Raw genomic sequence first — 21,014 nt, forward strand, 5'->3', positions numbered from 1 at the left:
CGCGGGAGCCGAGGCGGGCGGCGCCGCCGGCGGGGTGGAGCTCGCGCTCGCGGCCGTGCCCTGGCCCGCCGCCCCCGCCGATCCGTCCTGGCTGGGCTCGCACCCCGCCATCAGCAGCATCGCCACGGTCGCCGTTCCGACGGCCAGCCAGACTCCGGTGCTCCGGTTTCCCACGGATCCCCCACCCCTCACGCGTTCCCTGACCCCATCAATGGTCAGATCTTCATACGTGATGACTGATGGCTTCCGCCACCTTTTGGCCGAATCCGTCTCCCCCGTCCGGCCACCGCCTCCCCTACTCCCTCGCCCGCCGGTTCTCCTCCGCCGACTCGGCGACGCCGGCCTCGTGTCCGGCCAGGTAGACGCGTCGGACGAAGGCGGCGGCCTGCTCCTGCGTCAGGTCGCTGGTGAGCGTCATCAGCTCGTCGGTGAAGCGGATCAGCCAGTGGTGTGGGTGCGCCATGCCACCATGACACCTCGTCAACGCCCGTGCCGCGCGCGGACGGACCCATTCGTGAGCGGGCACCGGACGCCCCGGGGCGGGCAGCGCTTGCACGGTCCCGAGCCCCTGTGTCACGCTGCCGACAGCGCTACCCGTGCGTCCAGAACTCACGAGGGGCCCGGCCGTCCCGGCCGGGCCCCGCCCCCCCGGGGGGGGGGCCCCCCCCCCCCCCCCCCGGCCCCCCCCGCGTTTTCACCCTCCTACCACCCCTCCGGGAGCAGTCATGCGGATCACCGCGACGCGCGGCGACCACACCGTGACCATCGAGATCGACGGCGCCTCGCCCGCCCTGCTGCGCCAGGCCGAGGCCGCCGCGCTCCGCCTCCTGGGCACCCCGCCCGGCAAGGCCGCCAAGCCACCACTCGGCTTCGCCACCACCACGCACCGCGCGACGCGCGAGGACGAGACCCCGCGGTAGCCTCGCCCGGCCGGCCGGCCCGCCGGGCGCGCGGGCTACTCCCAGTGCGGGTGGCCGTCGTGGTCGATGTCCAGGCAGGTGAGGGCCAGGCCCTGGTCGTTGGTGACCGTCTGCCCCTCGTCGGCCACCGGGCAGAACCGCCCCTTGCGCGCGGTCGGGTAGCTGCCGCCCCCGGGGTTCTGCGCGGGCGGTGTGGTGGGCACGGGCGCGGGCGCGATGGTGGGCGCGGGCGGAGCGGGCGGCGTGGTGGGCGCGGGCGCGGCGGGCTGGGTGTGGGCCGGGGCCGTCGGGTGCACGGGAGCGGTGGTGCGGGCCGGCGCGGCGGCCGGGGTGGTGGCAACGGGCGCGACCGGCTCGGCACTGGGACTCACGCTCGCGGGCGCGGGCGCGGCGGTGGTCGCCTCCGGACTCGGCGTGGGCGTGGGCGTGGGCGCCGCGGGGGGCGTCGACGCACCGGTCGGCGACGGCGACGGCGACGCGGACGCCGGCGGTGAGGTCGGGGCGGAGCCGGTGCTCGACACCGGCACGGTCGCCGGCGCCGGCGTCCTGGGCCCGAGGACGGCCGCGAGCCAGAAAACGCTGTAGCAGCTCAGCAGCACCACCGCGGTGACCTTCACCGCCTTCGTCCGGCGGCTGCGCCACAGCAGGAAGAAGCCCAGCGGCGGCAGGACGGCCGCCCCCAGGGCCTTGAGGACGGTTCTGCGCTTGGATATCGGCTCGGTGCTCACGGGCAGAGAACCTATCCGTCACCCTGACGGCAGCAGGGCATCGTGATCAGCTGGTACTCCCAACAGTTACCACCCCGAGACGCTCCGTCCCCGGACTTACCGTCAACTCCCCATCGACGGCGGCCCACAAGCCCCGGCGCGCACCCTCAGGAACGCCCGCGACCGTGAACGCGAAGCTGCACGGGCCGTAGCCGCTCACCCCCTGCGACCTGCCGGTGTCCAGTGACGCGCTGCCAACTACCGCGCCCGCCAGCCCGGTCACCAGCGGCCGCCCCCACCACGAGAGCCCCGCCGGCGAACATTCGGACAGGTACGCACGGGTAGCCGACCGCACCGGCATCTCGTCGGACATGCGTAGGGGCTTGGCAGGCACCCGAGCGCAGAACCCGCCCGGTCGCCGGATCGTGACCAAGGAGGCGGCATCAGGTCGAGCCCCGGCGTGGCGTCCCCTCACCAACTAGCCCGAGCCAGCCCCCTGAACAGTCGAGAAGGGCCCCCGACGCAGGTCGGAGGCCCTTCTCGGGGCGAAGCCCCGGCTGAGCAGCGGACGAGTCGGCCTGTACGCCGGGAACAGTCTCTTCATGGGCACCGAATTGGGAAAACGTCCCGCCAAGGGGCCAGATCGCCACGTGATCGCCACACCCTCGGTGGTCGGCTCTCTCCGTGCCGAAGTACTGCGGAGGGAGCCGCTACCGGCTCCAGATCAGGGAGCGATCAGCTTGCGGACCGCGTCGCTCACCTCGGGCAACTCACTCGGCAGTACCCACTGGTGGGCGTCGTGCTCGGTGAGGACAACCGGCTCGGTCTTCTCCGTGATGACGGCGAAGTTGAACTGACGAGTGGTGCCGCCACGGCTGTTGGTGTAGTCGAAGTGGCCGATGTAGCCACTGACCTGGTCGATGGTCAGGCCGGTCTCCTCGGCGGTCTCCCGATGAAGGGCGTCGAGGATGGTCTCCCCTGCCTCGACGGTTCCTGACGGGATCTCCCACAGGCCGCCCATGTAGTCGTCAGGGTTGCGACGCACGAGCAGGACCCTGCCATCGTGGTTGATCACGGCGGCGGCGACAAATCCCGAGATGCCGGCGGCTTCGGCCTCGGCCGCCAGGCCGGCCACGAACTCGGGGGAGATGACGGTCATTACAGCTCCTTGTGATGGTCGCTGATCTTGATGGCCGCGCGAACGTACTGCTCGGCCAGTTCGAGATCCTGCTCACGATGCCAGACCGGGAGCTTGATCGTGTGGGCGTGGGCGCGCTCGGCGACGGGGAAGTCCCCCGGCTGGTACCGGCGCTGGGAGTGCGGGTGGCCGGGGAACAGCGGGCCGGGCTGCTGGTACAACGGCAGCTGGTTCATGGGGCAGGTGGAGCCCGGCCGGTCGAAGTCGGTGGCGCCTTCGGCGATCAGCGCCTGGTGGAACCGCTCGATCGGCAGGCCGGCGAGCTCGTCCGGCCGGTAGGTGAGCGTCAACCCGTACCAGGACGGGATCACCCCTTCGGGCATGGCGGTGACCTCCAAGCCGGGTACCCGGGCGAGCGCGCCGGTGAGGTAACGGGCGATCTCGGCCCGGCCGGCGAGGTAGCCGTCGAGGCGGGCGAGCTGGTCGTGGGCGATGGCGGCGGCGAGAGGGTGGATGCGGAGCTTGAGGCCAGCCCCGGTGACCGCGTACCGCGCGAGCGGATGGCCTTCCGGGATCTCGGACTTGGCCCGCTTGTTGTAGTGCGCGAGGGTGATGACGCGGTGGTAGATGTCGTCGTCGTCCGTGAGGACGAAGCCGCCCTCGCCGCCGGAGAGCGGCTTGGGGCCGTTGAGGGAGAAGGCCGAGGCGAGGCCGAAGGTGCCGATCTTCTGCCCCGCGATGCTGGCGCCGTGCGCGTGGGAGCCGTCTTCCAGCACCGCCAGGTCGTGCGTGTTCGCCACCGCCTGGATGTCGGCCATGTCGGCGGGCTTGCCCCACAGGTGGGTGACCATCACCGCCCGGGTCCGGGGCGTGATCAGCTCATCAATCCGGTCCGGGTCGATGTTGCCGTCCGGCCGGGTCTCGCACAGCACCGGCACCGCGCGGAGGTGGAACAGCGGGGATGCGGTGGCGTGGAACGTCCAGGCCGGGACGATCACCTCGTCACCGGGCTTGATGCGGGCGGCCCAGTAGGTGGCGTGCAGGGCAGCGGTGCCGGAGCTGGTAGTGACCGCGTGCCGGACGCCGAAGTACCCCTGGAGGCTGTCCTCCAGCTCGGCGACGATGCCAGACCGGCCGGGGATCGAGATCGCCTCCTCCAACTGGGCGGCGACCTTGGCGCGGGTGGTGTCGTCGATCGGCGGCCAGGTGAAGTGCGGGCCACCGGTGGTGACGGCGGGCTTGCCGCCGAGCAGGGCGAGAGGGCTGGTCACAGCATCTCCTTCGGGTCGATGTAACGCCCCGCTGCCTTGGACCGGTAGCAGGAGGCGATGAACGCGGCGTGCGCGAGGTGCTGGTCCGGGCCGGAGGTGTTGGGCCGCTCGCCGTCCAGGACGCGGCAGAAGTAGTCGATCTGCGCGGCCGACGCCGAGGCCGGCGCGTGCGGGCGGGTCAGCTCCTCGACCACGGCACCGCCCAGGTCGAGCCGCTGGACCTGGCCCTTGGTCAGCAGCACAGATCCTCGGGTGCCGACCACGTGCAGCCGCTCGGTCTTCGGGGCTACCCACCTGGACAGCAGCACCGAGCCGTACAGGTCGCTGTCGTAGCCGAGCTGGATGACGGCGGTGTCCTCCGCGTCGTACCCGCCGCCCGGGACGGCGGTGGTGGAGAACTCGGCGAGGACCCGGCTTGGCATCCCGAAGTACCACAGCAGCAGGTCGATCAGGTGGTAGCCCATGTCGATGATGCAGCCGCCCCCGGCCTGCCGAACGTCCCCACGCCAGCCGCCGCCGGGGTCGTCGGTGTGGAATGTGTACTGGCCATCGATCAGAAACGGGGTGCCGATCTGGTCCAGCAGCCCGGCGACGCTGGTGTAGATCGGGTTGAAGCGTCGCTGGAGGGTGACCATCAGCTCAACCTGCCCGGCCTGGCAGATCTGGGTGAGCTCCCGGGCCTCCTCCACCGAAGTGGCGAACGGCTTCTCCTTGAGGACGTGGACGCCCCGGGCGGCACATTCCTGGACGACCTCGCGTCCGGCGTGGTGCGGGACGGCGACGACCACGAAGTCCGGGGCCAGCGCATCCAGCAGCTCACCGGCGCGGGTGAATCCCGGGACCTGGAGAGCTTCCTGCCGCTGACGCAGGATGTCGGGGTTGCTGTCGCAGACGGCGACGAGCTCAGCCCTGCTGGACCCGAGCAAGCCGGGCAGATGGTCTTCGAGCGATTGGTGACCGAGGCCGATGACCGCAGCGCGTCGTTTCATGCGCGGACTCCTTCCGCTTCGCGAAGGAACTTCTTCGGTACACGACGAGTAGAGCCCAACTCGCGGTCACCAACCAGGCGTTGTCTGTGGTCCCGGGGTGGTCCCGCCTGTATGCGCAGTAGGCTCACGGTCACCGTCGATGATGGGATTGGCCCCGTGGACGACCAGATCCGGCACCCCCTCGCATACGCCCGCGCGCTGCGCGGCTGGTCCCAGACCGACCTCGCGGCCCGAATTCACCACGCCGCCCGGAACAGACCCGAGGGTCTTCGCTCCGGCACCGACAAGGCCGCCGTCAGCAAGTGGGAGAACTGGCGCAAGACGCCCAGCATCGAATCCCAACTCCTGATCGCCGAAGCCTTCGACGTCCCGATTGCCGACCTGAAAGCCTTCGAGTGGCCGCACTGGCTGCCCGGTCAGGAACGACCAGTGCCGCTCGGGTCGGCGTTCACTGTTCGCGCACTTCGAGATGCACAGAGAGCCGCCATGGACCATCGCCGCCGTACATTCATGACATTCAGTGCGCTCGCGCTGGCCGGGTTGTCAGCCCAGTGGGCCGCCCTCGAACCCGACCGGCTCACCACCGCCCTGAACGGCCGGCGCGTTGGCGGCGAACTGGTCGACTGGCTAGAGGACACCAGCGCAAAGCTGACCGCCCTACCCACCGAACAGCGCCAGCACACCGCGAAGTTGATGGACACCCAGCTGGAGACGGTCACCGACCTGTTGGAACAAGGCCGGTACACCGAACCCGTCGGCTGGCGGCTTCACCTGCTGGCCGCCTCCCTGGCCAGCACCTGCGGCTGGCACCAGTTCGACCAGGGCCAGCACTATGCGGCGGGCAAGCTCTGGAACGCAGCCCTGGCCAACGCACACGCTGCCCGCGACCGCGACCTCGGCGCCGGAATCCTCTCCGACTTCGCCTACCAGTCGATCTGGCTCACCCAGCCCGACGCCGCCGTCGAACCCCTCAGCCAGGCCCTCATCCACACCCGGCACCCCACCGCCCGGTCCCTGCTCCACCTCCGCCGGGCCCGCGCCCACGCCGCTCTCGGAGCTGCCGCCGACTGCCACCGCGACCTGGCCGCCGCCGAGACTGCCCTGCTGACCGACAGCCCCGACCCGGCGCCCGCATGGTGCGGGTGGATGAGCACAGCAGACCTGGCCGTCGACTCTGGCCAATGCATGCTCGACCTCGGCCGCACCGATGAAGCGCACGCCCGCATCAACGAGGGCATGAGCCTGCTGCCGCGCTCCCGAGACAAGACGCGCGGAATCTTCCTGACCTACGAAGCCCGCAGTCTGCTGCAGGCCCGCGAGGTCGAACAGGCCCTCGCGGTGACAAACCAGTCGCTCGACCTCGCGACCCGGATCGGCGCCGAGCGGTGCGTCACCCTGGTGCGCGAGCTCGCGCCGGCGTTCAAGCCTTACCGCCAGGTCGACGGGGTCGGCGACCTCATGGACCGACTCAAGGAGAGCTGACGCCGAGAAGCCTGGCACCTGCTATTGAGTCGCCACTCAATCGCCACAAGGCACCCAGAAACAGGCCGCAACAGACGCGAAGAGTGAGCGAACGGCTACAGGATTTCGGGACATGAAAAGGCCCCCTGACCTGCGAAGTGCAGGCCAGGGGGCCTTCCCCAGCTAGGCGGCGGACGAGTCGGCCTGTACGCCGGGTTCTGTCTCCCGGGGTGCTTGCGCGGCCCGGGGAGGCGGCCATCCATCTAGGGCTGCCGTTGCCGACAGCCTCGTGCGGTCTACCCGCGGACTCGGGCGAGCAGCCCTCGAACATCCGCGCACGGCGCCCGAGGGCGTCGATCTTGACCTTGCTCCGAGTGGGGTTTACCTAGCCGGCCGAGTCACCTCGGTCGCTGGTGGTCTCTTACACCACCGTTTCACCCTTACCTGCGGCCGAAGCCGCCGGCGGTCTGTTTTCTGTGGCACTGTCCCGCGGGTCACCCCGGGTGGGCGTTACCCACCACCCTGCTCTGTGGAGCCCGGACGTTCCTCGGCGGGCCCGCAAGGGACCCGACGCGGCCGCCCGGCCGGCTCGTCCGCCGTACCGGTCATCCTAGCCGGTCCCCGTTCGCCGGCCGCCCACCGGCCGCGCGGCCGCCGCTCAGGCGGGTGCGAAGCGCACGGTGCGGGTGGCCGGGTCGGCCCGGGTCAGCCGCACCCGCAGCCGCTCGCCGAGTGGGAGGTGGTGGCCGGCCGCGCTCTCGCAGCGGGCCCGGACGGCGGGCTCGGTCAGCTGGACGGTGCCGACCTCGGGGCGCCGCTCGTCCAGGTCGACCACCACGGCGTCGAAGTCCTCGCCCTCCCGACCGCGCAGCAGCTCGGCCTCCACCAGGTCCACGCAGGCCCGCTCCACCTCGTGCGCGCGGCGCTCGCCGCCGGCCATCAGCGCGGGCACCTCAGCCAGCGAGTCACCCACCCACGAGGGGACCGGCTCGCCGGCCGCGAGCGCCACGCAGATCTCCTGGGCCCAGCGGTCGGCCAGCCGGCGCAGCGGCGCGGTGCAGTGCGTGTAGGGGGCGGCCAGCGCGGCGTGCCCGGGGTCGGCGGGGGCCGGCAGCCCGCGGGCGGTGTCGAAGGCGTGGTAGCCGGCGCCGCGGAGCAGGCCGGTGCACTCGTTGAGGAAGGCCGCGTGGTGCGGCAGGTGCGGGTCCAGCGAGCGGATCAGCGCGGCGTAGGGCAGCGCGGGCGGCCAGGGCACGTAGAGCGCGTGGGCGCAGCGGCGCAGGCGGGCGTAGCCGGACTCGGGGGCGGCGGGCAGGGTACGCAGCAGGCCGGTACCGGCGTCCAGCATCAGTTCGGCGGCGGCCATGCCGGCGAGCAGCGAGATCTGGGCGTTCCAGCCGTCGACCGGGCGCGGGGCGCGGTAGCCGGGCCGGTAGCCGTCGGCGGTGGCCTCGATCTCCTGCTCGGGGACCGGCAGGCTGATCCCGCCGCGGGCCTGCTCCTGCAGCTCGCGGGCCAGGCCGATCTCGGCGAGCAGGGTCAGCTGCGGGTCGGGGTGGCCGCTGTCGACGGCGACCTGCACGGCCCCGTAGTCCAGCCGGCGGCGCGAGCGCACGGTGGCCCGGCGGACGTCGGCGAGCACGGTGGCGCCGTCCGGGTCGAGGTCGATCTGCCAGAGCACGGCCGGGCGCGGTTCGCCGGGCAGCAGGCTGGCCGCGCCCTCGCTGAGCACCGCGGGGTGCAGCGGGACCCGCCGGTCGGGGAAGTACAGGGTCTGCACCCGGCGCCGGGCCTCGGCGTCGAGGGCGCCGCCGGGCCGGACGAAGGCGGCGACGTCGGCGATCGCGTAGTGCACCCGGTAGCCGCCGCCGGGGCGCCGGGCCAGGTGCATGGCCTGGTCGAGGTCGAGCGAGCCGGGCGGGTCCAGGGTGAAGAGCGGCAGCTCGGTGGCGTCGTACCCGGGCAGCTTCGCAGTGGCGGCGGCCTGCTCGGCCTCGGCCAGCACCTCGGGCGGCCAGTCGCCGGGGATCTCCAGACGGGCGCGCAGCTGGTCCAGTTCGGAGTGGATCCGGGCCGAGTCGGCGGCGTCGGCGGCTCGGACCCGCAGGTGGCGGCGGGGCATGCGGGCAGCGTACGGCCCGCCGCCCGCGCCACGACGGTGCCGCGCGGCGGCGGAGCGGGGCGGGGACGGGGGCGGACGGTGGCTCCGCCGGTCCGGGTTAGGGAGCCCCCGGGTGGGCCCGGTAGATTGCCACAAAATGTTTCACGCCCCCGCCGCCCTGCCGTCACGAGGAGTTCCGCGCATGCCGTTCCTGGTCCTGCTGCCGCCGTCCGAGGGCAAGGCGCACGCGCCGCAGGGGGCGCCGGTGGACCTCGGGACGCTCTCGCTGCCGGGCCTGACCGCGGCGCGGGCCGAGGTGCTGGACGCGCTGGTGACGCTCTGCCGCGGGCCCCAGGACACCGCCGCCGAGGTGCTCGGCCTCAGCCAGGGCCTGCGGGGCGAGATCGCGCGCAACGCCGGGCTGCGCACGGCCGGCGCGCTGCCGGCCGGCGAGCTGTACACCGGGGTGCTCTTCGACGCGCTCGCGCTGGCCAAGCTGGACGAGGCCGCCTACGCCCGCGCCGAGCGCTCGCTGCTGGTCTTCTCCGGGCTCTGGGGCGCGCTGCGGATCGGCGACCGGATCCCGCCCTACCGCTGCTCGGGCGGGGTGAAGCTGCCGCCGCTGGGCGCGCTCGGCGGCTACTGGCGCCGGGCGACCGCCGAGGTGCTGCCGGCCGAGGCGGACGGGCTGGTGCTGGACCTGCGCAGCTCGGCCTACGCGGCCTCCTGGAAGCCGGCCGGCGAGCTGGTGGGCCGGACCGCGACCGTGCGGGTGCTGCAGGAGCGCGACGGGAAGCGCTCGGTGGTCAGCCACTTCAACAAGGCCACCAAGGGCAGGATGGTGCGCGACCTGCTGAACAGCGGCGCCGAGCCGGGCACGCCGGGCGAGCTGGTGGAGGTGCTGCTCGGGCTCGGCTACCGGGTGGAGGTCGCCGCGCAGGGCACCGCCCGCAAGCCGTGGCAGCTCGACGTCGTGGTGACCGAGGTGCACTGAGCCCGCGCTCGCAGCCCGCGGCCGCGCTGCCGCCAGGCCCCGCCGCCACGGCGGGGGTCAGCGCAGGTGCGAGGTGTCGTTCAGCAGCCGCACCGAGGCGTTGCCGTCGCTGTAGTACTGCACGGCGCAGAACGAGGCGGCGGCCAGCTCCATCCGGTAGACCGAGTCCGGCGGGGCGCCGAGCGCCAGGCGCACCAGCGTCTTGATCGGGCTGACGTGCGAGACCACCAGCACGGTCTTGCCGGCGTAGCGGGCCAGCACCTTGTCCCGGGCCACCCCCACCCGCTGGGTGAGCGAGGCGAAGCTCTCGCTGCTGCCGGTCGGCTTGGCCTTGGTGGAGGCCAGCCAGGCGGTCAGGTCCTCGGGGTGGCGCTCCTGCGCCTCGGCGAAGGTCAGGCCCTCCCAGGCGCCGAAGTCCAGCTCGCGCAGCCCCTCCTCGACCCGGACGTCCAGGCCCAGCCGCAGCGCGACCGCCTCGGCGGTCTGCCGGGTGCGCAGCATCGGGGAGCTGACCACGGCCTGCACGGTGCCGCGGGCGGCCAGCGCCTCGGCGGCCCGGTCGGCCTGCCAGCGGCCCTTCTCGGAGAGCTCCGGGTCGCTGCCGGTGCTGCCGGAGAACCGCTTCTGCGGGGTCAGCGCCGTCTCGCCGTGCCGCAGCAGGACGAACGTGGTGGCGGTGCCCAGGTCCGCGGCGGAGCCCCAGCCGGCCCGCGGCGCGGCCGGCTCGGCCAGCGGCTCGGCGACGGACGAACCGTCCACGGGCGACCCATCCGTAAGCGACCCGGCCACCGGTGCCGCGGCCGGCCGGGCCTTGGGCTCCCACGCCCGGCCGGCCTGGCCCGCGTCCATCGCCTCGTTCGCCAGCCGGTCGGCGTCCTTGTTCCGCTCGCGCGGGATCCAGGAGTAGCCGACCTGGCCGCGCGGGAAGACCGTGCGGGCCTCGGCGGCCAGCGGCTGCATGTCGGGGTGCTTGATCTTCCAGCGTCCCGACATCTGCTCGACGACCAGCTTGGAGTCCATCCGGACGTCCACGGTGGCCGCCGGGTCGAGCTCGTGGGCGGTGCGCAGCCCGGCGATCAGGCCCTTGTACTCGGCGACGTTGTTGGTCGCCCGGCCGATGAACTCGGCCGCCTCGGCGATGATCTGACCGGTGTCGCCGTCGCGGACCACCGCGCCGTAGCCGGCCGGTCCCGGGTTGCCCCGCGAGCCGCCGTCCGCCTCGACGATGAACCTGCGCGCCGCCACCGGGTCAGATGCCCGACTCGGAGGTCCGCACCAGGATCCGGCCGCAGTTGTCGCAGCGGACCACGGCGTCCTTGGGTTCCGCCTTGATCGCGTTGAGGTCGGCGTTGGCGAACTCCACCCGGCAGCCCTCGCAGCGGCGCTGGAAGAGCCGGGCCGCGCCGACGCCGCCCTGCTGCTCGCGCAGCCGGGTGTAGAGCTTCATCAGGTCGGCGGGGATCACCGCGGCGACGGCCTCGCGGTCGCGGGCGACCTTGGCGGCCTCGGCGTCGATCTCCGCGAAGGCGGCGTCCCGGCGGCCGTTGGCCTCCTCCAGGACGACGGTGGAGTGCTCCAGACGGGCCGTCAGCTCGGTGACCCGGGTCTGTGCGGACTCCAGGCGCTCCATCACCTCGAGCACGATGTCCTCGAGGTCCCCCTGGCGCTTGGCCAGCGAGCCGATCTCGTGCTGGAGGTTCTCCAGGTCCTTGGCGGCGTTGACCGCGCCCGAGTCCATCCGCTGCTGGTTGCGCAGGGCCCGGCTGCGGACCTGCTCGACGTCCTGCTCGGCCTTGGTCAGCTCGCGGGCGGTGTCGCCCTCCTGGGCCTGGGCGGCGACCACCAGGTCGCGCAGGGCGGTGTGGTCGGCGGTGACCTTGTCGATCTCCGCGTGCTCGGGCAGGGTGCGGCGCCGGTGGGCCAGCTGGTCGAGCTTGGAGTCGATGGCCTGCAGGTCGAGGAGGCGGATCTGGTCGGCGGGCGCGGCGTTCAAGCGGAGGGCTCCTGTGAAGACGGTGGCGAGCGGGGCGGATGAGTACTAGAGGGCGGCGGGCCCGGTGGACGGCGCCGGACCGCTGGGCAGCGGCGCCGGGTCGTACGGCATCGGCGCGTGCGCGGTCCAGGGGTCGGTGACGCGGGTGGAGACCCGGGTCTCCAGCGGCCAGCCGTGCCGGTCCGCGGCCGCCGTCAGGTCGCGGGCGGCGAGGTTCAGCCAGGGCCACTCGGTGGCCCAGTGCGCCGCGTCGAGCAGCGCGAGCGGCGAGGTGGCGGCGGCCTCGGAGGCGGGGTGGTGGCGCAGGTCGGCGGTGACGTAGGCGTCCACGCCGGCGGCCCGGGCGGCTTCGAGGAAGCTGTCACCGGCCCCGCCGCAGACCGCGACCCGGCGGATCGGCTGCTGCGGATCGCCGCTGACCCGCACGCCGGTGGCGGTCGCGGGCAGCCCGGCGGCGACCCGGGCCGCGAAGGCGGTGAGCGTCAGCGGCTCGAGCAGCTCGCCGATCCGGCCGCTGCCGCGGCGCCCGTCCGGGTCGGTCGGGTCCGCCACCAGCGGGTCGGTGACCTTCAGGCCGATCGCCTCGGCCAGCGCGTCGGAGACCCCCGGGGCGGCGTGGTCGGCGTTGGTGTGGGCCACGTGCAGCGCGATCCCGGAGCGGATCAGGGTGTGCACCACCCGGCCCTTGAAGCCGGTGGCGGCGACGCTGGAGGTGCCGCGCAGGTAGAGGGGATGGTGGGTGACCAGCAGGTCGGCCCCCCACTCCACGGCCTCCTCGACCACCGTCTGCACGGGGTCGACGGCGAAGAGCACCCGGCGCACCTCGTCGGCGGGATCACCGCAGACCAGGCCGACGGCATCCCAGGACTCCGCCCACCGCGGCGGGTAGAGCTCCTCGAGCAGACTGATGACGTCGGACAGTTTCGGCACCCGTTGAGACTACCGCGCGCCGGGGCGCTGCCGGGGCCGCGGGCCCGGGCGGGGGGCCACGGGGGGGGGCCCGCACGGCTGCTCGTCAACCGGCGCGCGGGGGCACGCGGGAGCCCGGACCGCGGGCCGGGCCCGGTCACGACCGGCGCAGGCCAACGCCCGCGCGGCACAGCGCGGCCGGGGCAGGCGGACCGAAACGAATCTGGATCACCCTTACGAGTGAAGTGACCCCGTTCACGTTGAGTGCCCCCCGTGCCGAAAGTAACTTCAGTGGTGCGAAGCGGAGTTGCCTTGGCCTGGGGGGTCGAGGGCGCGCTGCCGGCAGCCCGTCGAGAGCCGGGCGGCAGGCGCGGCCGGGCAACTCCGCTCGTCTTCGCGCAGGCCGCTCGGGCCGTGCGGACACCGATACCGGCGGCGGCCGACCTTCGCACGAGGGGCGTGGAGCAGATGAGGGTGGGCACACCGCCGCGCGGGGGCAGCGGCCCCGACGCGGAGCAGACCACCGTGGCGGACGACACCCCGAAGTCGGCCACCCCTGGGCCGGCCACCGCGAGGCCGGCCACCGCGAGGCCGCTCCCCGCGAGCCCCGACCGTGCGCGTCCGGACGGCGCGGGTCCGCACGGCGCGCCGCGGGACCCGTGGGGAGCGGATGACCGCTGCCCGCCCTGGGTGGTCGACCCCGTCGAGGGGAGGGGGTCGGCCGCCGCCCCGCGCGGGCGTGGCGTGCCGGACCTGCTCGCGGGCCGCTACGCGCTGACGGCCGCCGTCCAGCAGGACGCCGGGGGCGGCGTCTTCCTGGGGACCGACACCGTCACCGGCGCCGCGGTGGTGGTCAAGCAGGCCTGCGCGCCGCGCGGACCGGACCGCGCCGGCACCGACGCCCGCGACGCGCTGCGCCGCGAGGCCGGGCTGCTGGCCGAGCTGGCGCCGGCCGGGCTGAGCGTGCCCCCGATCGCCCTGATCGAGCGACAGGACTCGCTGCTGCTGGTCCGCGAGCACCTCGCCGGCCAGTGCCTGGACAGCTGGGTGGCCGCCCGGCTGACCGGGGACGGCGCGCCGGACGTGCCGTGGGCCGCGGCCGGGCCGCTCGCGCTGGCGCTGGTGGAGCTGCTGGCGGCGGTGCCGGCCACCGGACTGGTCCTGCGCGACCTCGCGCCGGGCGGTGTCCTGGTCCGCCCGGACGGCGCGCTGCTCCTGGTGAACCTCGAACCGGCCCGCCCGGCGGGGACGGTGGCCACCACGGCCGGCACCCCGGGCTACCGCGCCCCGGAACTGGCCCCCGGGCCGGTCGAACTGCTCGCCCCCGTCGGGCCGGCCGACACGGACGTCAACGCCGGCGCCGACGCCGTCACTGATTCCGACGCCGACGGCTGTGGCCCGATGGCCGCCGTCGCACGCGCGGCCGCGGCGATACCCGGGTGCGGATCACGGGCGGCGACCCCGCGCGGCGGCCGGCGAGGCGATCCGCGACCCGACCTGTTCGCACTCGGCGGTCTCCTCTTCCTCCTCGCCACCGGCCACGACCCGCTGCTGCCCGAGGACCTGCCGGGTGCCCGCCCGGTGCCCGAGCGCCTCGGCCGCTGGCTGGCGCTGGCCGCCCGCGAGGGCGCCACCGCCCGCCGGCTGGCCCCGCTGATCCTCGGGCTGCGCGCCGAACGGCCCGACGAGCGCTGGTCGCTGGCGCGGGTCCGCGCGGCGCTCACGGCCCTCGACCGAGCCCCGGACACCCCGAGCGCCCCGAGCGCCCCGACGGCCGAGCCGGCGGACCCCGCGCCCCCCACCGCCCACCACCCCACCACCGCGCACCACTTCGACCGGCGCCCGCTGGAGCGCGTCCTGCTGGACGGCCTGCGCCACCTCACCGACACCGCCACCCCGCAGCGCCCCGACCGGCTCTGGCCGGCCGTCCCCGCCGGGCAGCACACCGACCCCTGCAACGTGCAGCACGGCGCGGCCGGCGTGCTCGCCGTGCTGGCCCGCGCCCTGAGCGCGCCCGAGGTGGCCGGCGAGCTGCGCGAGCGCCTCCAGCTGACTGCCCGTCAGGCCGCCGGCTGGATCGAACGCCGCAGCGCCGCCGAGGCCATGGTGCTGCCGGGCCTGCACTTCGGCCGCTCGGGCCCGGTCTGGGCCCTGCTGGACGCGGCCGAGGCGCTCGGCGACCCGGCCCTGGCCCGCCGCGCGCGCCGGCTGGCCACCCGGATACCGACCCGCTGGCCCCGCCCGGGCGTCTGTCACGGAGCGGCGGGCGCCGGCTTCCTGCGGCTGCGCCTGGGCGAGCCGGCCGGCGCGCTGGAGAGCGCCCGCGCCCTGCTGGCCGCCGCCGAGCAGGCGCCCTACGGCACGGTCTGGCCGGCTCCCGCGGACGTCGAGGGCGGCCCGGGCGTCGTCGCCCACCTCGGGTACGGCCACGGCGTGGCCGGGGTCGGCGCCTTCCTGCTGGCCGCGTTCTCGGCCACCGGGGATCCGGAGCTGCTGGACGGTGCCCGGCGCGCCGCGCGGACCCTCGCGGCGACCGTCCGCCCCGGCGCGGGCCCCGGCCCGGCGGCCGGGCCCACCCCCGACGCCGCCTGGTGGCCGCAGAGCGCCGACGACCCACCCGCCGTCCGGCTCGCCCACTGGTGCAGCGGCTCCTCCGGCGTGGGCAGCTTCCTGGTCCGGCTCTGGCAGGTCACCGGCGAGCCGGCCACCCGCGCGCTGGCGGTGGCGGCCGGCCAGGCCGTACTGGACAGCCGCTGGCACAGCGGCACCAGCGCCTGCCACGGGCTGGCGGGCGACGGCGAGTACCTGCTGGACCTGGCCGCCGCCACCGGCGAGGAGCGGTTCGCCGCCGGTGCCCGGGAGGTGGCCCAGCTGATCTCGGCACGCGCGGCGCTGCGCGACGGCCTGCTGGTGCTGCCCGACGAGACCGGGTTCGGCTGCGCGGCCGCCTTCGGCACCGGCACGGCCGGCGCGCTGGCCTTCCTGTTGCGGCTGCGGCACGGCGGCCCGCGGCTCTGGCTGGACCCGGTGCCGCGCGGCAGGGGACGCCGATGAGCGCCACGCTGCGCCTGGCGGCCCCGGCCCTGCGCCGGCTGAGCTTCACCTTCGCCGCCGACGGCTCCTACGCCGCCTGCCTGGCGGCCGGTTCGCACGGCGGCTGGTACGCCGAGAGCTGGCCGCTGGCCGACCCGGCGGGCGGCGCCCCGCGCGCCCTGCTGCCGGCCGGCCACCGCCCCGAGGCGCCGCACTCGCACCTGGTCGCGCTGCCCGACGGGCGAGTGCTGCTCTGCCGGCGCGACGGCGACCGGCACGACCTGGTGCTGCTCGGCGCCGACCTGCCGCACGAGCGGCCACTGGCCACCCTCTGGCTGCCCGCGCTGCGCCTGCTGCCGCTGCCGGGCGCGCCCGGGCAGCCGAGCGATCCCGCCGCGCCGGTGGCGGTGGTGCTGGGCACCGACCTGCGCCCGCGGACCACCGTCTGGCTGGTGTACGCCGACGGCCGCGACCCGCGGCAGGTCGCCGAGCTGCCCGGCCTGCACGGCGGCGGCGTCTGGCTGGACCGCGCCGGGCGGCTGCTCTCGCTGGACCGGGTCCGGGCCGGGGTGGTCAAGAGCGTCGTCCTCGACCTGGGGACGGGCACCGTCACCCCGCTGCTGGAGATCGCCGAGCAGAGCAACGACCGCCTGGTGCTCTTCGACCCGGACACCGGCTTCCTGCTGCTGCGCAGTGACGCCCCCGGCGAGGACCGGCTCGGCTGGGGGGTGCTCGGCGGCACCGATCCGGTGCGCTTCCCCGACTGCCTGCACCGGCCCGGCCTCTTCCTGCGCCCGGTGGTGCTGGAGCCGGGCGCCGGTGCGGCCGGGCAGGGCCGGGTGGCGGTGCAGATCGACCACGGCGTCGGCTCGACGCTGGCGCTCTGGCGGCCGCTGGAGGGCCGCCTCGAACCGCTCGCCGTACCGCCCGGCCGGCTCGGCGCCGTCGGGCACTGGTCGGCGGCCGGGCTGCGGATGCCGTACTCCGCTCCCGACCACCCCGCGGCCCTGGCCACCCTGGAGGTGGACCTGCTGCTGCCCGGACCGGTGCCGGCCGACCGGGGCACCGGTCCGACCGGACCCGGCGGACCCGGCCCGGTGGGTCGACCGGGCGCCGCGGCGCCCTGGGCGTGCGGTGGAGCAGCCGACCGGCCCACCGGCTGGCGGCTGACCGGCAGCACCGCGCCCGGTGACGGCGCCGGCTGGCACCCGGCCCGGCGGCTGGACCTGGCCGGACCGGCCGGACCCATCGAGGCGGTGGCCTACGGCGGCGAGGACTGGCTGAGCAGTCCGCAGCTGGTGCTCGCCCTGCACGGCGGACCGGCCGACGCCTGGCGCCTGGAGTTCGACCCCACCCTGCAGCGCCTCGCCGCCGAGGGGCTGGCCGTGCTGGCCCCCAACCAGCGCGGCAGCACCGGCTACGGCCCGGCGCACTCGGCGGCGATCCAGGGTGCCTGGGGCGGCCCGGACCTGGCCGACGTGCTCGCGCTGCTCGCCGGGGTGGCCGGCCGGCGGGCCGCGCTGGGCCTGGAGCCGCCCGCCCTGTTCGGGGTCAGTTACGGCGCCTTCCTGGCCCTGCTGGCCGCCGCGCACGCGCCCGCCGACCACGTCGCGCGCTGCGCGGTGGTGGCTCCCTTCCTGTCCGGCCCCCGACTGCTGGCCGAGGCGTCGCCGCCGGTCCGGGCGCTGGTCGCCCGGCTCGGCGGCGGGGACCCCGTCGACGACGAGCGGGGGCCGCGCGACGTGCTGCACCTGGCGCACCGGCTCACCGCCCCGCTGCTGGTCGTGCACGGCGACCGGGACGAGACCGTGCCGGTCGGCCAGTCCCGCGCGCTGCGCGACGAGCTGCTGCGGCTCGGCCGCGTCCAGGGCACCCACTTCGGCTACCTGGAGGCGCCCGGTGCCGGCCACGAGGTGCTGACCGAGGAGGGCGCCGCCGTGCTGCACGAGCTGCTGGCCGGTTTCCTGCGGACCGGTCGGACCGGCTGGGCGGACCGCCCGGGCGAACCGGCCGTACGGACCTGACCGAAGCCGGCCGGACCGGCCCGGTACGCACGGAACGCGCCGCGCCGGCGGCCGACGCGCCGAGGCCGACCGGCCGGCTTCGGTCAGGTACTCGATAGTCTGTTGTCCCACCCGGCCACTAGGGTGACGGACCGACGGGGGCGAACGCCCCGGCACGCCGCGGGGCTCCCGTGGTGCACCGGGCGGTGGTTCCCGGGTCGGCCCGGTACCGGCCGGCGGTGCCGTGCGGCACCACAGACCTGCACCCTCGCACGGAGAAGACGAATACTCATGTCCGAAAACCTCACCGACACCACCGACCACGGCGCCGACGAGGTCAGCCCGGAGGACAGCGCGCACGGCCGCCACCGCGGTCTGACCGCCGCTGACGACACCTCCGAGATCGACCCGCACGGCCGCCACCGGATGGACGCGGCCGCGAACTGAACCGGTACGCCCCCGAGGGGAGGGGCCCCCCCGGGGGGGGGGGGGCCCCCGCCAGGCGTGTCGGGCCCTCGGCGTCCGCCGCCCCCTCCACCGCTGCCCCCGCCCGCCGCCTACCGGCCGGTAACCCCGATCGACGGCCGATCGAGTAAGGTCCGGGCACGGGCCACCGCGCACCCCCGCGACCCCGCACCAGACACGCAGGCCGGCACAGGGAGCAGCACCATGACCGAGACCCGGGAGCAGACCGTCCCCGCACCCGAGGTGCTCGCGGCCTTCACGGCGGCGGACGGCTTCATGCCTCTCGACGAGGGCCTGGCGCTGTACGCCGCGGCCGTCGAGGCCGCCGGCCGGACCGGGCTGCCGGTGCTGGAGATCGGCACCTACTGCGGCCGCTCGGCGATCCTGCTGGCCGACGCCGCCCGGCGCACCGGCACGGTGGCGCTGACCGTCGACCACCACCGCGGCTCGGAGGAGCAGCAGCCCGGCTGGGAGTACCACGACGCCTCGCTCGTCGACCCGCAGGTCGGGCTGATGGACACCCTGCCGCGCTTTCGCCGCACGCTGCACGCGGCGGGCCTGGAGCAGCACGTGATCGCGCTGGTCGGCCGCTCGCCGCAGGTCGCGGCGGTCTGGGGCGGGCGCCTGGCGCTGGTCTTCATCGACGGCGGGCACACCGACGAGCACGCCACCGGCGACTACCTGGGCTGGGCGCCGCACCTGGCCGAGGACGGCCTGCTGGTGGTGCACGACGTCTTCCCCGATCCGGCCGACGGCGGCCAGGCGCCCTACCGGGTCTACCTGCGCGCGCTGGCGGACGGCTTCGAGGAGATCTCGGTCACCGGCTCGCTGCGGGTACTGCGCCGCCGGGCCGCCTGACCACCGCTTCCGGGTCCACCCGGGCACCCTTTCCTGGAGCCGCGGCACCTTCGGGGGCCGTCGGCCGGTACGGTGACGACGAACACCCGCGCTACGTCCTGTCCCGGAGACAGCCGACGGCGCACCGGGAGTCGCACCACCCCGGCGGGACCACACCAGCGCGCACCAGGGCGAGAGAGACTGAGGCGGGGGCCAGAGCATGACGGACCAGGGCGACATGACACCGGCGGTCTGGGACCCCACCGCGCACGGCGGGGCAGGCGGCTGGGTCCGCCGTGGGCCCGTGGGGACCTCCCCCGCCGCCACCCCGCCGCCCGGCCCGATGGCGACCGGCCCGATGGCACCGCCGCCGGGGACCGGCGGGGTCGGCGACCAGGGGCCGCCGCTGGGCGGCCGTCCGTACCTGCCCACCGCCCACGACACGCCCGCCGTCGCCCCGCCGCCACCACCCCCGCCCGGTGGCTACGGCTACCCGCAGCCCCCCGCCGCGGCCGCCTACCCGCCCCCGCAGCACCCCCAGCCGTCCTACGGCTACCCCCAGGCCCCGCAGGCCCCCTACGGCTACCCGCAGCAGCTCACGCCGACCCACCAGGCCCCGCCGCCGCCCCAGCCGTCCTACGGCTACCCGCAGGCACCCCAAGCACCCCAGGCGCCGCAGTCCGGTTACGCCTACCCCCCGCAGCAGCACCCCGGCACGCCCCACCAGCCGGTGCCCCACCAGCCGGTGCCCCAGCAGGCCCACCCCCAGGCCCACCCCCCGCAGCAGCTGCTCGCGACCACCCCCGCGATCCCGGCCCAGCCCGACCCGGCCGGCTTCGTCCTCCCCCCGCAGGGCCCGCAGTTCCAGCCCCGCTGACCGGCCCCGCCCCACACACCCACCCCAGAACCCGCCCCCCGTCCCTCACTCCTCCTTGTACCCGCGCTGCCACTGCATCCCGAAGCCGTACAGCCGGTCCAGGTCCGACTGGAAGCCGTGCACGTAGCGGACCTCCCGGCGGACCATCAGCTGCCCGCCCTCGTTCTCGATCAGCACCACCGCACACGAACGGGCCGCCGGGGCGCGCTCGTCCAGGTTGATCTCCAGGCGCGCGCCGGTGGGCGGGACGATCTGGATCTGCGCGTGCGTCAGGCCGAAGGCCGGCGTGCCGTCGTAGATGTACACGAACACCAGCAGCCGCTTGAACTGGTCCTTCTTCTCCAGGTTGATGTACATCGTCTCGCCGGAGGGCGCACCGTACTGGTCGTCGCCGCTGAGCTTGATGTAGGGCGGGTGCTGCAGGTCGCCGAAGAACTTCCCCAGCGGCTGGACCACACCCCGGGTGCCGTCCGTGAGTTCGTACATGCAGGCCAGGTCCAGGTCGACGTTCTGCGAGCCGCCCTGCATCGCGTCGGGTTCCATCGGGCGCAGCAGGCGCGGCTGGAAGAGGCTGCGCCGGGGCCCGCCGCCGGTGCCGCCGACCGTGCGGGCCGTCCAGTGCAGGTTGATGTAGAGCGTGCCGGTGGTCGCCCCGCCGCCGGTGATCGCGTGCTGCGGCGACGACTTGGTGAGCGTGATCTTGCTCGCCCCGCTGCCCTGCCCGGTGACGTCGGGCAGGTTGCGCTCGCCCCGCAGGTACTCCCAGACCGTGACCACGCCGACCGCCCCCAGATTCCTTGCCGCCCGCCGTCTGCCGCACCATTGTGCACTGCGCTCCCTACCCAGTCCGGAGCCTGAGTCACCGTCGGATCGCGCACGGTCCGCGCCGCTGCGTGACCATCCGCGCGGCGGATGGCCGGGTCAACCCCGACTCCCGTACCATGCCGCCCCTTCGGACGCGATATCGTCTAGCCGCACAGGTGTCCCCCGTCACGCACGGGCCCACCCTGCCCGTCCCGTGGTGCTCGCTCGCTTCCACCCGCGTTCACGATGGGCCGTCAGGGCCGGTGTCCGTGCGAGGGGCTGACGCCGGCCCGAACCCGTCCCCGGGTCCCGGGTGGTTCGTCCTTCTCGTCCCACCTCCCGCCCTGACCTGCGGAAAGCAGAGGCTCAACGCCGTCATGACACTGAACTCCATACAGCTGGTCTGGGCCGTCGTCGGCGGCGCGGCCCTGCTCTTCGTCGCCGTCCTGGTGGCCACCCTGCGTTTCAAGGCCACCAAGGCCGAGGACAGCGGAGACTCCTGGGAGCGCACC

Annotated in this window: 18 protein-coding genes and 1 other RNA gene; 8 read left to right on the forward strand and 11 right to left on the reverse strand. The window is 75.0% G+C overall.

Annotated features, from left to right (window positions below; all coding sequences use genetic code 11):
• Positions 1 to 295: 295 nt before the first annotated feature.
• Positions 296 to 463 carry a hypothetical protein gene (locus ABD323_RS29865; RefSeq protein WP_344445129.1) on the reverse strand — a complete coding sequence of 56 codons (168 nt, stop codon included), beginning with the start codon at positions 461 to 463 and terminating at the stop codon, positions 296 to 298.
• 262 nt (positions 464 to 725) lie between these two features.
• Between ABD323_RS29865 and ABD323_RS29870 the strand changes: the two genes are divergently transcribed.
• Complete coding sequence (locus ABD323_RS29870) at positions 726 to 920, forward strand: hypothetical protein (RefSeq protein ID WP_344445130.1); 195 nt, start codon at positions 726 to 728, stop codon at positions 918 to 920.
• Positions 921 to 955: 35 nt separating this feature from the next.
• Here the strand turns inward: ABD323_RS29870 and ABD323_RS29875 are convergent, their stop codons facing one another.
• The 4 genes from ABD323_RS29875 to ABD323_RS29890 all read right to left on the reverse strand — a co-directional run bounded on the left by ABD323_RS29875 (position 956) and on the right by ABD323_RS29890 (position 5,025).
• A complete protein-coding gene (locus ABD323_RS29875; protein ID WP_344445131.1) occupies positions 956 to 1,648 on the reverse strand; it encodes a hypothetical protein in 693 nt (230 codons plus the stop codon).
• A 703-nt stretch (positions 1,649 to 2,351) separates the two neighbouring features.
• The gene (locus ABD323_RS29880; RefSeq protein ID WP_344445132.1) at positions 2,352 to 2,786 is read right to left on the reverse strand and encodes an NUDIX domain-containing protein; all 435 of its coding nucleotides are present in this window, start codon (positions 2,784 to 2,786) and stop codon (positions 2,352 to 2,354) included.
• A complete protein-coding gene (locus ABD323_RS29885) occupies positions 2,786 to 4,036 on the reverse strand; it encodes a DegT/DnrJ/EryC1/StrS family aminotransferase (protein WP_344445133.1) in 1,251 nt (416 codons plus the stop codon). Before ABD323_RS29885 ends, ABD323_RS29880 begins: the two co-directional genes overlap by 1 nt.
• Positions 4,033 to 5,025 carry a Gfo/Idh/MocA family protein gene (locus tag ABD323_RS29890; RefSeq protein ID WP_344445134.1) on the reverse strand — a complete coding sequence of 331 codons (993 nt, stop codon included), beginning with the start codon at positions 5,023 to 5,025 and terminating at the stop codon, positions 4,033 to 4,035. The genes ABD323_RS29885 and ABD323_RS29890 overlap by 4 nt, the downstream gene beginning before the upstream one ends.
• 156 nt (positions 5,026 to 5,181) lie before the next feature.
• Between ABD323_RS29890 and ABD323_RS29895 the strand changes: the two genes are divergently transcribed.
• The gene (locus tag ABD323_RS29895; protein WP_344445135.1) at positions 5,182 to 6,507 is read left to right on the forward strand and encodes a helix-turn-helix transcriptional regulator; all 1,326 of its coding nucleotides are present in this window, start codon (positions 5,182 to 5,184) and stop codon (positions 6,505 to 6,507) included.
• A 170-nt stretch (positions 6,508 to 6,677) separates the two neighbouring features.
• On the opposite strand, the gene rnpB is transcribed toward ABD323_RS29895, so the two are convergent.
• Positions 6,678 to 7,078, reverse strand: an RNA gene (gene rnpB / locus ABD323_RS29900) — RNase P RNA component class A.
• Between the two features lie 66 nt (positions 7,079 to 7,144).
• On the reverse strand, positions 7,145 to 8,608 hold the full coding sequence (locus ABD323_RS29905; RefSeq protein ID WP_344445136.1) for an RNB domain-containing ribonuclease: 1,464 nt from the start codon (positions 8,606 to 8,608) through the stop codon (positions 7,145 to 7,147).
• A gap of 181 nt (positions 8,609 to 8,789) precedes the next feature.
• On the opposite strand from ABD323_RS29905, the gene yaaA reads away from it, so the two are divergent.
• Entirely contained in the window at positions 8,790 to 9,581 is a 792-nt protein-coding gene (yaaA, locus tag ABD323_RS29910; RefSeq protein ID WP_344445137.1) for a peroxide stress protein YaaA, read from the forward strand.
• A gap of 57 nt (positions 9,582 to 9,638) precedes the next feature.
• On the opposite strand, the gene ABD323_RS29915 is transcribed toward yaaA, so the two are convergent.
• Genes ABD323_RS29915 through ABD323_RS29925 form a run of 3 tightly spaced genes read right to left on the reverse strand, consistent with a single transcriptional unit; the run spans position 9,639 to position 12,504 of the window.
• The gene (locus tag ABD323_RS29915) at positions 9,639 to 10,826 is read right to left on the reverse strand and encodes a bifunctional RNase H/acid phosphatase (RefSeq protein ID WP_344445138.1); all 1,188 of its coding nucleotides are present in this window, start codon (positions 10,824 to 10,826) and stop codon (positions 9,639 to 9,641) included.
• A 4-nt stretch (positions 10,827 to 10,830) separates the two neighbouring features.
• Positions 10,831 to 11,574 carry a zinc ribbon domain-containing protein gene (locus ABD323_RS29920; RefSeq protein WP_344445139.1) on the reverse strand — a complete coding sequence of 248 codons (744 nt, stop codon included), beginning with the start codon at positions 11,572 to 11,574 and terminating at the stop codon, positions 10,831 to 10,833.
• 45 nt (positions 11,575 to 11,619) lie between these two features.
• The gene (locus ABD323_RS29925; RefSeq protein WP_344445140.1) at positions 11,620 to 12,504 is read right to left on the reverse strand and encodes a Nif3-like dinuclear metal center hexameric protein; all 885 of its coding nucleotides are present in this window, start codon (positions 12,502 to 12,504) and stop codon (positions 11,620 to 11,622) included.
• 453 nt (positions 12,505 to 12,957) lie between these two features.
• On the opposite strand from ABD323_RS29925, the gene ABD323_RS29930 reads away from it, so the two are divergent.
• The 5 genes from ABD323_RS29930 (at position 12,958) to ABD323_RS29950 (ending at position 19,698) form a co-directional block, all read left to right on the forward strand.
• Positions 12,958 to 15,537: a lanthionine synthetase LanC family protein gene (locus tag ABD323_RS29930; protein WP_344445142.1), complete on the forward strand. Its 2,580-nt coding sequence runs from the start codon at positions 12,958 to 12,960 to the stop codon at positions 15,535 to 15,537.
• Positions 15,534 to 17,540, forward strand: a complete 2,007-nt coding sequence (locus ABD323_RS29935; RefSeq protein ID WP_344445143.1) for an alpha/beta fold hydrolase — start codon at positions 15,534 to 15,536, stop codon at positions 17,538 to 17,540. The genes ABD323_RS29930 and ABD323_RS29935 overlap by 4 nt, the downstream gene beginning before the upstream one ends.
• 270 nt (positions 17,541 to 17,810) lie before the next feature.
• Positions 17,811 to 17,966, forward strand: a complete 156-nt coding sequence (locus tag ABD323_RS29940) for a hypothetical protein (protein WP_344445144.1) — start codon at positions 17,811 to 17,813, stop codon at positions 17,964 to 17,966.
• Positions 17,967 to 18,188: 222 nt separating this feature from the next.
• Entirely contained in the window at positions 18,189 to 18,842 is a 654-nt protein-coding gene (locus ABD323_RS29945) for a class I SAM-dependent methyltransferase (protein WP_344445145.1), read from the forward strand.
• A gap of 199 nt (positions 18,843 to 19,041) precedes the next feature.
• Positions 19,042 to 19,698, forward strand: a complete 657-nt coding sequence (locus ABD323_RS29950) for a hypothetical protein (RefSeq protein ID WP_344445146.1) — start codon at positions 19,042 to 19,044, stop codon at positions 19,696 to 19,698.
• Between the two features lie 45 nt (positions 19,699 to 19,743).
• Here the strand turns inward: ABD323_RS29950 and ABD323_RS29955 are convergent, their stop codons facing one another.
• Positions 19,744 to 20,475: a Tellurium resistance gene (locus ABD323_RS29955; protein WP_344445147.1), complete on the reverse strand. Its 732-nt coding sequence runs from the start codon at positions 20,473 to 20,475 to the stop codon at positions 19,744 to 19,746.
• Between the last annotated feature and the right edge of the window lie 539 nt (positions 20,476 to 21,014).

It is taken from the genome of Kitasatospora nipponensis, assembly GCF_039528135.1.
Taxonomy (GTDB): domain Bacteria; phylum Actinomycetota; class Actinomycetes; order Streptomycetales; family Streptomycetaceae; genus Kitasatospora; species Kitasatospora nipponensis.

Excerpts from the sequence above, each read along its gene's own strand:
- ABD323_RS29865 (WP_344445129.1), bottom strand. The coding sequence starts at position 463 with ATGGCGCACCCACACCACTGGCTGATCCGCTTCACCGACGAGCTGATG.
- ABD323_RS29870 (WP_344445130.1), top strand. The coding sequence starts at position 726 with ATGCGGATCACCGCGACGCGCGGCGACCACACCGTGACCATCGAGATC.
- ABD323_RS29880 (WP_344445132.1), bottom strand. The coding sequence starts at position 2,786 with ATGACCGTCATCTCCCCCGAGTTCGTGGCCGGCCTGGCGGCCGAGGCC.
- ABD323_RS29890 (WP_344445134.1), bottom strand. The coding sequence starts at position 5,025 with ATGAAACGACGCGCTGCGGTCATCGGCCTCGGTCACCAATCGCTCGAA.
- ABD323_RS29905 (WP_344445136.1), bottom strand. The coding sequence starts at position 8,608 with ATGCCCCGCCGCCACCTGCGGGTCCGAGCCGCCGACGCCGCCGACTCG.
- yaaA (WP_344445137.1), top strand. The coding sequence starts at position 8,790 with ATGCCGTTCCTGGTCCTGCTGCCGCCGTCCGAGGGCAAGGCGCACGCG.
- ABD323_RS29935 (WP_344445143.1), top strand. The coding sequence starts at position 15,534 with ATGAGCGCCACGCTGCGCCTGGCGGCCCCGGCCCTGCGCCGGCTGAGC.
- ABD323_RS29940 (WP_344445144.1), top strand. The coding sequence starts at position 17,811 with ATGTCCGAAAACCTCACCGACACCACCGACCACGGCGCCGACGAGGTC.
- ABD323_RS29945 (WP_344445145.1), top strand. The coding sequence starts at position 18,189 with ATGACCGAGACCCGGGAGCAGACCGTCCCCGCACCCGAGGTGCTCGCG.
- ABD323_RS29950 (WP_344445146.1), top strand. The coding sequence starts at position 19,042 with ATGACGGACCAGGGCGACATGACACCGGCGGTCTGGGACCCCACCGCG.